The sequence below is a fragment of the Streptomyces sp. NPDC001868 genome (assembly GCF_040297125.1).
GTDB lineage: Bacteria > Actinomycetota > Actinomycetes > Streptomycetales > Streptomycetaceae > Streptomyces.
On sequence record NZ_JBEOYO010000110.1, the window covers coordinates 1 to 9524 of the forward strand.

Annotated in this window: 10 protein-coding genes and 2 pseudogenes; 6 read left to right on the forward strand and 6 right to left on the reverse strand. The window is 68.7% G+C overall.

The window, feature by feature from the left end; translation table 11 throughout:
* Positions 1–321: 321 nt before the first annotated feature.
* A complete protein-coding gene (locus ABT147_RS46470; RefSeq protein WP_351418455.1) occupies positions 322–1512 on the forward strand; it encodes an IS110 family RNA-guided transposase in 1191 nt (396 codons plus the stop codon).
* Positions 1513–1797: 285 nt separating this feature from the next.
* Here ABT147_RS46470 and ABT147_RS46475 read toward each other — a convergent pair whose 3' ends face one another.
* The 4 genes from ABT147_RS46475 to ABT147_RS46490 form a co-directional block, all read right to left on the reverse strand.
* Positions 1798–2169 carry a hypothetical protein gene (locus ABT147_RS46475; protein WP_351418458.1) on the reverse strand — a complete coding sequence of 124 codons (372 nt, stop codon included), beginning with the start codon at positions 2167–2169 and terminating at the stop codon, positions 1798–1800.
* A gap of 117 nt (positions 2170–2286) precedes the next feature.
* On the reverse strand, positions 2287–2535 hold the full coding sequence (locus tag ABT147_RS46480) for a hypothetical protein (RefSeq protein ID WP_351418461.1): 249 nt from the start codon (positions 2533–2535) through the stop codon (positions 2287–2289).
* A gap of 84 nt (positions 2536–2619) precedes the next feature.
* Entirely contained in the window at positions 2620–2913 is a 294-nt protein-coding gene (locus ABT147_RS46485; RefSeq protein ID WP_351418463.1) for a hypothetical protein, read from the reverse strand.
* A gap of 431 nt (positions 2914–3344) precedes the next feature.
* On the reverse strand, positions 3345–3782 hold the full coding sequence (locus ABT147_RS46490; RefSeq protein ID WP_351418466.1) for an Lrp/AsnC family transcriptional regulator: 438 nt from the start codon (positions 3780–3782) through the stop codon (positions 3345–3347).
* A 171-nt stretch (positions 3783–3953) separates the two neighbouring features.
* On the opposite strand from ABT147_RS46490, the gene ABT147_RS46495 reads away from it, so the two are divergent.
* From ABT147_RS46495 to ABT147_RS46505, 3 genes and pseudogenes are all read left to right on the forward strand, one after another.
* Positions 3954–5228, forward strand: coding sequence for an ArgE/DapE family deacylase (locus ABT147_RS46495; protein ID WP_351418469.1), 1275 nt, complete (start codon positions 3954–3956; stop codon positions 5226–5228).
* Positions 5229–5755: 527 nt separating this feature from the next.
* A complete protein-coding gene (locus ABT147_RS46500) occupies positions 5756–6475 on the forward strand; it encodes a CHAP domain-containing protein (RefSeq protein ID WP_351418472.1) in 720 nt (239 codons plus the stop codon).
* 2 nt (positions 6476–6477) lie between these two features.
* Positions 6478–6851, forward strand: a pseudogene (locus ABT147_RS46505) (transposase); the annotation flags it as partial.
* Positions 6852–7056: 205 nt separating this feature from the next.
* On the opposite strand, the gene ABT147_RS46510 reads toward ABT147_RS46505, so the two are convergent.
* Together ABT147_RS46510 and ABT147_RS46515 are read right to left on the reverse strand one after the other, a co-directional pair.
* The gene (locus tag ABT147_RS46510; protein WP_351418477.1) at positions 7057–7206 is read right to left on the reverse strand and encodes a hypothetical protein; all 150 of its coding nucleotides are present in this window, start codon (positions 7204–7206) and stop codon (positions 7057–7059) included.
* 126 nt (positions 7207–7332) lie between these two features.
* A pseudogene (locus ABT147_RS46515) lies at positions 7333–7584 on the reverse strand (transposase); the annotation flags it as partial.
* A 131-nt stretch (positions 7585–7715) separates the two neighbouring features.
* Here ABT147_RS46515 and ABT147_RS46520 point away from each other — a divergent pair.
* Both ABT147_RS46520 and ABT147_RS46525 read left to right on the forward strand, forming a co-directional pair.
* Complete coding sequence (locus tag ABT147_RS46520; RefSeq protein WP_351418474.1) at positions 7716–8249, forward strand: pyridoxamine 5'-phosphate oxidase family protein; 534 nt, start codon at positions 7716–7718, stop codon at positions 8247–8249.
* Between the two features lie 23 nt (positions 8250–8272).
* Positions 8273–9524, forward strand: a 1252-nt coding sequence (locus ABT147_RS46525) for an excinuclease ABC subunit UvrA (RefSeq protein WP_502983285.1), incomplete at its 3' end; no start/stop codon positions are given.

A 9524-nucleotide genomic window follows, 5' to 3' on the forward strand; every position in this document is an offset into this window, starting at 1 on the left:
CCGAGTACCTGCTCCAGTCCGCGGAGCGACTTGACACCGAAGGTGCATGACCAGCCGAGCACCAGGCTCGCGGCGAACAGGTTGGAAAAGGCTCCCTACGTTGTCCTGCGGGACGCGGTGAACCCTTCGTACGGTTGACCAGCCCAGGGACATCGGGTGTGGTTCAAAAGGCTCTGCCGCAGGTGGCTTGCACTGATTGGCCGCCCGATGTCCCACGACGACTCGGCTGCCAATTAGGAATTGCGAATGATCGCTATGTAGGGAGTCGACAGCGAGGTCGTCCGTGGCAGACACCAGGAGTACATCGCACGGAGGCATCACATGGCCGCGATCTGGGCCGGCATCGACGCCGGGAAGACCCACCACCACTGCGTCGCGATCGACGAGAGCGGCCAGCGGCTGCTGTCGCGACGCGTCGCCAATGACGAGCCGGAACTACTTGAGCTCCTCGCCGAAGTCCTAACTTTCGGCGAGACGGTGACCTGGGGCATCGACCTGGCTGACGGCGGTGCCGCGCTGGCCATCACGATCCTCCTCAACCACGACCAGCCGGTGCACTACATCTCCGGCCGGGCCGTACACCGCGCGTCCGAGAGCTACCGCGGCGAGGGTAAAACCGATGCCAAAGACGCTGCCGTCATCGCCGACCAGGTCCGCATCCGTCAAGATCTGCATCCCTTACGCGCCAGCGACGGCACCGTCACCGACCTCAAGATCCTCACCGGGCGCCGCACGGATCTGGTCGCCGACCGCACCCGCACTGTCAATCGCCTTCGAGCCCAGCTCACGGGCGTTTTCCCTGGCCTGGAACGGGCGTTGGATCTCACCAACATCGGCCCGCTCGTCCTGCTGACCGGCTACCAGACGCCCGCCGCCATCCGCCGGATCGGCGCCAAGCAACTGGAGACCTGGCTGCGCAACCGGCATGTCCTCCGGGCTGACCAGCTCGCCAAGACCGCGCTGCAGGCCGCCGAGCGTCAGCACACCAGTCTGCCCGGGGAGAAGCTGACCGCCCAGCTGGTGCACACGCTGGCGAAAGAGGTGATGGCCCTCAACCAGTTGGTCGCTGAGCTGGACAAGGCGATCGAGGCTCGGTTTCGCGACCACCACACCTTCGACGTGATCACCAGCCTGCCCGGCCTGGGCGTCATCCTCGGCGCCGAGTTTTTGGCCGCTACCGGCGGCGACATGACGGCCTTCGGCACCGCCGACCGTCTCGCCGGCTTCGGCGGCGTCGCACCGGTGCCCCGCGACTCCGGGAAGATCAGTGGCAACCTGCGGCGACCGCAGCGATACAACCGCCGCCTCCAACGCGTCTTCTACATCTCGGCGTTGTTCAGCATCCGGCACTGCGAGGCCTCGCGTCAGTTCTACGACCGCAAACGCGCCGAGGGCAAGCACCACACCCAGGCCGTCCTCGCCCTTGCCCGCCGCCGTGTGAACGTCCTCTGGGCACTCTTACGCGACGGGCGGTGCTACGAGCTCACCCCGCCCAGTGCCCTCGCGACTTGACAGACCGCATTAGGAATCATTGCGCTATGCCCTTCACTCAGGCCACGCCCACCCCACGAGGAGCCAACGTCGGGCAGCCTCGCCCCCGGTGGCTTCCACCCCACTACTACCCCAGCACTGCGATCGAATAGACGCTCGGTCGGGCAGACTTTACCTACCAGAGACCCAGGGCTTCACCAAAGTGCAGCCTTGGTCGACTTGTCCGGTTCTATGGTGTGGTGACGCTGTAGACGCTGCCCTGGACGGAGAACGCCGTGCGACGCCACCACGCCCTGTGCACTCAGCTCAGACGTGCTGCATCCAGATATTGGGCTCCGTATAGATGCCCTGGTCAGCGGACTGGTCGACCCGTAGCAGGCTCAGCCCGCCCGGGATGACGTAGTCTCCCGTCTCTGGGAACACCATGCCGGTCCACTGCTCCCACTCGGCGATCGTGCCGGTCATGGTCTGCGACTGGGGAGCCGCCGCGAGAATTCGGGCGCCCAGACGCTGGTGGGTGCGGATCCATGGATCGAGGGCCATGCCGTCCTCGCGGGTCCATCCCATGAACGCCTCGACCGACGCCAGCGGATAGCGTGCCTTCAACGTCGGGCGCACCGGCGCGATGACCCGTGGCCATCCGGCGTCCTCGGCGAGCCGACGCAGTGCGTTGAGCATCTCCCCGGCAAGGCCGCGTCCCTTGAGTGACGGCGTAACGATCGCCCCACAGATCACCAGAGTGTCGGGTTCGACGCCCTGCTCTCGGCCCTCGACGGCGCGGATGGTGGCCTGGGTTTAGCCGGTAGGGAGCGTTTCGGTCCGCCCGTCCCACCGGATCGGTATACCCCAGCCGGACGCGACCGGCAGCCCGCGCTCATCCACCAGCGTGAGATCGAGGTCGGCGAACCACTCCCGGATCCTGCCGATGTACTGCTTGGCCAGCCGGTCGGCTGTGATGAACTCCGGGAAACCCTCACTGAAGAGCTCGCGCAACTGCTCATCAGGCCACGTACGTGCGTCTGTTCGCTCAACGATCAATGTCACGGGCCCGTTTATAGCGCACCCTCCACAGGCCGAGCGAGGAAGTTCAGCCCCAGGGCTTCGGCAGGTTCGCCTGACGATTCGTGATCATGTGAGTCCGAGGAGCGCGAGGGGCCGGCGGGGTTCGCGGGCGTTGTGGCGGAGAGCTGCAGCTATGTTCGGGGCTCCGGTCAGCCGCAGTGCCCCGACGGCGAGGTTGCGCCAGGTCGCCATCGCACGGGGTGCGTTGCCTGTTCGCAGTTGGGAGGCGCCCTCAGTAAAGGTGGTGTCCCGAATGTGGTGCAGGGCTTCCACCTTCCAGTGGTTACGCACGAGTGAGGAAAGTTGCGCGGGGGTGGCCTGCTCGGCGGTGAGGCTGGTGAGGGCGTAGATGGTCTTCACGGTGGTCTTGCCGGTCTTGCGGTCAGTGCGGCGGCGCTTGATCTGGACGGCTGACGGGCGCCGGGAAGCGCAGGTTGTTCACGGTGGCCACCTTGATCCGGCGGATTTCGGAGCGTCCGTGGCCGGCGTTCCGAGTACGTCCCTGGAGCGGGATCTGCCTCCAGGGCAGGGACTTCAGCTGCCTGCGCAGCCTCTTCTGGTTGCCCTTGACGATCACGATGTAGTGGGCGTCGCGGCCCAGCAGGTAGTCGGCGTGCTCAGGCGCGTGGCGGACTGCAGCCGGGTGCGGAGGTCGGGATCGGTCAGCCAGAATCCGTTCGGCTCCGGTGCCAGCGGCTGGCCGGACAGCGCTCGTTGCGCCGGTGCCGTGTTCGTCCGGGCCGTCGGTACGGTCGGCTCGGGGAACCACCCGCCCAGGCGGGCGTCGGCTGTCACAGGTGCGGCCGTTTGATCAGCCGGGACAGAACGATGACGCTCTCCGTGCGCTCGACCGGCTCGGTGGCGCGGACCCGCTGGATGGCCTGTTCCAGATGCGTGATGCTCTCGGCGAGAAGGTGGAGCACAGCGTCCGCGGCACCCGAAACGGTACATGCCTCGACAACCTCCGGGACACCCTCCAGGGCCCGGCGCAGCTCCGCGGGAGTGGGGTTGCCCCGGCAGTAGACCTCGACGAACGCTTCGGTCCCCCATGCGAGCACCTGCGGATCGAGAACGGCCGTGAAACCGCGGATCGCGCCGGTGCCGACGAGCCGGTCCAGTCGTCGTTTGGCTGTCGACGCCGACAGGTTGGCGGCTTTGCCGATCTCGGCGTACGTCGCCCGCGCGTTCTGTTGCACGCAGCGGACGATCGCTTCGTCGATGGGGTCCACGGGCACCTCCGGAGAATTCGGCAACCGATCAAGAGCGCAATGATCCACCAGAACACTCCTGATATTGCAAGTAATCGCTGGTCGATAGGAGGAAATGGAGATTGTTTGCGCTGGGAGGCGGCCATAGTGTCCGGATCGACCTGACGTCGATCTGCCGGGAGCAGCACTGCCATGACCGCATCCCTGAGCGACGCCGAAGCCGCCGCGCTGGCCGCGGTGGACGAAGCCGCCGTCGCCCGGACGCTGCTGGAACTGCTCGCTGTGCCGAGCGTGACAGGCAGCGCTGCCGAATCCGAGCTGCAGCACCTGTTGGCCCGGCGTCTCGAGCGCCTGGACCTCGACGTCGACCTGTGGTCCATGGACCTGCCCGAACTCCGCGCGGATCCCGCCTACCCTGGCGCAGAGGCCCCGCGAGAGGAGGCGTGGGGGCTGGTGGGAGGCACCCGCGACGACAGCGACGGACCGACCCTCGTCCTGCAGGGCCATGTCGATGTCGTGCCTCCGGGCGACCGGGCGCGCTGGGCGGGCGACCCGTTCGTGCCCCGGGTCACGGGCGACATCGTCCATGGCCGCGGCGCCTGTGACATGAAGGCCGGGCTGGCGGCCGTGCTCGCGGCCCTGACCGCCGTCCGCACCGCCGGGGTGAGACTGCGCGGCCGTCTCGCGGCCCACTTCGTGGTCAGCGAGGAGGACGGCGGACTCGGCGCGTTCGGCACACTCCGGCGCGGCCACACCGCCGACGCCTGCATCATCGCCGAGCCGACCAGCGGCACGCTGATGACAGCGAACGCAGGAGCCCTGACCTTCCGCATCGAGGTCCCCGGCCAGGCAACCCACGGCAGCACCCGCTACGCAGGGGTCAGCGCCCTCGACGCCTACCTCCCCCTCCACCGCGCGCTGGCCCGTCTGGAAGCCGCCCGCAACTGCGATCCCCACCCGCTGATGGCCTCCTACCCCATCCCCTACCCGCTGTCGGTCGGCACGGTCCACGCCGGCGACTGGGCCAGCAGCGTCCCCGACCTCCTCGTGGCCGAGGGACGACTGGGCGTCCGGCTGGACGAGGACCCGGCCGACGCCCGCACGGAACTGGAGAACTGCGTCGCCCAAGCCTGCGCCGCCGATCCATGGCTGCGTGCCCACCCGGCAACGGTGACCTGGCCCGGCGGTCAGTTCGCCAGCGGACGGATACCGGACGGCCACCCCCTGGCGGCGCTGGTCGGTCACGCCCACGCCGACATCACCGGCAGCAGACCGGCGCGTGAGCAGGGCGCGCCGTACGGCAGCGACCTGCGGCTGTACGGCGCGCAGGGCATCCCCACGCTCCAGTACGGGCCCGGCGAAGTGCGGTGGGCACACGGACCGCAGGAACAGGTGCATCTCACCGATGTCATCACCGTCACCCGCACGCTGATCCTGGCCGCGCTGCGGACAGTGGGCACCAAGTGACCCCACAGTCTCCGCCCCGCACACACGCAACGCTGTCCGAGTCAGCGGCGGCCGAATCGTTCTCGGCCGTCGCCGGGACCACCTCGGCGAGGACGCCCGGCCGCGGCACGGACAAGGTCCGCCTACGCGCCACTGCCCGCGCTTGGGAACTGACCGGGTTCCCGCCCGTGTACCTCGTCATCATCCAGTGCGACCCGCTGTGCGACGAGGCCTCCCACGGTGGTGGCCGACGCCGCTGTCCCCCGAGCAGACGGTCGCCGACCAGGTCGACTCGCCGGGAAAGGGACTGCATGGAACCCAACCCCCACGTCACGTTCGCCACTTGACAACTCCATCAGAAATCGTCGAGTCCGGGCTGAAGGTGGGCTGCTGAGTCGCTGAAGGCATGCTGAAGTGCGGCCCTGGAGGCTGCGTTCATGACCACAGCAACGGGCCTGAAGCCCGCATCCGCATCCGCGCCTACCTCCGCATCCACCTCCGCACTCGCGCCCGCATCCGGTCCCGTATCCGTCTCTGCGTCGGGGCCCTTGATCGCCCGTACGGCCCGGCTGGTCGTCAACCTGGCTGTCGCGCTGGCGGTGATGACCGCGGCCCTGGTGATGGGCGCCGGCACCAGCCACGCGGCCACCCGGGCCCAGATCGCCTCAATTGCCGAAGCGGAGGTCGGCAACTCGGAGAGCAACGGCGGATGCAAGAAGTACGGCCCCTGCACCACCACACCCTGGTGCGCCTACTTCGCCTCCTGGGTCTGGAGAACCGCAGGTGTATCGCCCGTGCCCAACACCGCGGTAGCCCGGGGAGTGGGACTCTGGGGCCAGCAACAGGGTCTGTTCAGTGCGCGGCCCGCGGGCGGGATCGGCAATCCGGAACCTGGTGACATCGCCGTCTACGGCACCCCCGCCAACGCCAGTGGCGGGCACGTCTCCATCGTCACCGCGGTGCACAGCAACGGCACCATCACCACCATCGACGGCAACTACGGTGACAAGGTCGCCCGCCGCGTCATCGACCCCCGCACCGCACGTTCCGGCACCGACAGCCTGCTGATCTCCGGATACGTCAAGCCCAAGGGCCTGAACGCGGCCAACGGTGATCTCCACGTGCTGACGACAGTGGGCGGCCAGGCGTTCCACAACATGCGGTATGCGAACGGCTCCTGGAGCGGAGCTAACGTCTCCGACCCCAGCGGCGCCATCACCGACACCGCGGAGGCCGGTGCGTCCAACGGTGACATGCACGTGCCCTGACCGCGCTGAGGTCGATCCGTGCGGCCCGTCCGGACGGCGCCCCGATCTACGTCATCTTGGACAACCTGTCCGCCCACAAGGGCGAGACGATCCAGCGCTGGGCGCGGAAGAACCGGGTCGAGCTGTGCTTCACGCCGACCTACGTGTCCTGGGCAAATCCGATCGAGGCACACTTCGGGCCGCTGAGGCAGTTGACCGTCGCGAACTCGAACCACCACAACCACACCGTCCAGACCCGGGCCCTGCACGCCTACCTGCGCTGGCCAACAAGAACGTCCGCCACCCCGACGTGCTCGCCGCCCTGAGGAAGGAGCGCGCTCGCGTCCGCAGCGAGAAGGGCATCCGCTGGGGAGGGCGACCAGCCCTCATCGCGTGATCAGATCGTGCCCTCGCTCGCAGCCCTACCCCGGGGCTGGTGCGAATCCTGCGTTGCGAGGCTGATCCCCGCCTGTCGTCTCAGAACGCGCCGCAACTCTCGCACCTGGTCCTTCGTGCGCGCATGGTCCCGCACGGCGCCCATACCGTTGCGGATCTGCCGGCCGTAGTCGAGGTATTCGGCCTGCCGGGCCGTCAGGATCCCATCATCGGCCCCCTGCTTGATGAGCTGATAGATCGGGTACGCCGGCGGGCACGACCAGGCCCTCAACGAGGTCGTGCATGTCGGCGTAGCTGTCGACGAAGAGGTGGGCGCGTTCGTCCGGGACCGGGAACGGCAGCCGCTGCGTGGTCATCTGCGCAGTCTCGCAGCTGCGTTTCCTGGACGGCAGCGGCTTTTCCCCGGCCTTCGCGCAGCGTGTCGGGGACGGAGACACCTCCCGCACAAGGTGGAAACGTTTCGTTGATTCCTTGTTGGCGGGTCTGTGGAACGTTGGTTGGCGAGTCCGGGCGTGAGACGGTCCCTGCCAGGCACAGCCACTGACCAGCACGTAGATGATCGCCGCGAACAGCGTCTCATCAGGCGTGTCCTGCGTCCCGCCGCCCTGTGACCGCACCTTCGACGGCGGGATCAACAGTTTGGCGGTCTCCCACAACCCGTCCGGAACAATCCAGCACCGCCCAGCCGCGGGCGCGGCGCAGGTCGCGGTGTCCGCAGCCGTACGCCTGCCCACACCCCGATGGCAGGGTGCAGAGGACACCGCAAGAAAATACGACAGAAGATGTCGAGTTTTGTGGAGACAGTGGGGGCTCCGGTCGGTGTCGTGGTGGCGCGGGCCGGGACGACCGACAGACAAGGACCCTCATGCGTGAGACACCCGACGATCTCCACCGGCTCCAAGCCCTCCTCGACGCCTCGCTCGCCCGCTCCACGGCGCACCTGCGGTCGATCATCAGCAGCGAACGCACGCTCACCGCCGAGCAGCTCACCGGTGTGCTCACTGGCATGTGCACGCTTGCGCTGTCCACCGTGACGGCAAAGGGCGAGCCGCGGGTCAGCGGCGTGGACGGGCACTTCTTGCACGGCACATGGCACTTCGGCACCGCGCGCGGCGCCGCCAAGGCCCGGCACCTCGCCGCCCGGCCCGCCGTCAGCGCCGCGCACATGCGCGGGGAGGACCTGGGCGTGTTCACACACGGCACCGCGGAGGTCCTCAACCCCCGAGACGGCGAGCCGGCCGCCGACTGGCCGGACCTGCTCGCGTACTTCCGGGACTTCTACGGCGACGACGCCTTCGACTGGGAAAACGACGTGGTCTTCTACCGACTGCACCCGCAGTGGATGGCCGTGTTCGCCCCCGACCTCGCCAAGCTCGGCGGGAAGGCGGACGAGGCGTGACCCCGCCCGTACCAGACACGCGCATGCCGGCCCCACACGCTGCCGGGGCCGGCAAGACGCGCGACACCATCGACGTCGTGGGCGCCCGCACCAACAACCTGCGCGACGTGTCCGTCAGCATCCCCAAAGGCCGCCTCGTCGCCTTCACCGGCGTCAGCGGCAGCGGCAAGACCTCACTCGCCATCGACACCCTGCACAGCGAGGCCCAACTGCGGTATCTGGAGGGCCTTTCGCCGTTCGTACGCCAGTACATCACCCAGCGCAACCGCCCCAAGGTCGACCGCATCCTCGGCCTCAGCGCCACACTCGCGGTCGACCAGCGCCGCCTGAACCGCAACCCCCGCTCCACGATCGCCACCATCACCGGGATCGATGGGCACCTCGGACTGCTCTATTCGCGCCTCCCGCGGATCGGCACGGACACGGACCCGGCCGCGGACGCCGGCGCCCTGACCACTGCGCACTTCGACCGCCACACCCCCGAAGGCAGCTGCCCGGACTGCCACGGCGCCGGCGGACGCTGGCAGGCCCAGGAAGACCTCGTCATCACCCGCCCGGACCTCCCCCTCTTCGAAGGCGCCTCCCCCTGGTACGCCAAATGGCGGTCCGGGGAGCACATGTTCGTCCCCGCACTCGCCGCCAAACGCGGCGTGGACCTCGACCGCCCCTGGCAGTCGCTGCCCGCAGCTTTCCAACGCGAGGTCCTGTACGGCACCGGCGAGGAGGCGGTCGAGGCCACCATCGACATCCCGAACAAGAACGAGACAGCTCGTATGACCTACACCTCCAGCCAACCGCTGCGCGGCGCGCTCGCCGAGGTGGAACGGGTGTTCGTCAACGCCCGGACGGCCGACGCCAAGCAGCGCTACCTCCCGTACCTGCGCAAGCAGCCCTGCGGCACCTGCCACGGCAGCGGATTCGATCGGATCGCCCGGTCCGTACGTCTCGGCGGCCTGACCTACCCCGAGCTGCTGGACGTGGATGTACGCGAGGTCCGCCGCTGGGCTGGGCACGTCACCGACTCCCTCGACACTCGGCAGCGCACCGTCGGCGAGCCCCTGCTGCAAGACCTCGGACGCCGGATCCGCCTCCTGGACCGGCTCGGCCTGGCCCACCTGCAGCTGTCCCGCAGCGCCGCCACACTGTCCGGCGGTGAGTTGCAGCGCACCCGGCTCGGGGGGGGGGGGGGCGCCCGCGGGGGGGGCGGGGGGAAAGTGGGGGGGGGAGGCGGCCGCCCCCCGGGGCCCCGGGCCGCCGGAAACAAGAACAGCCGCC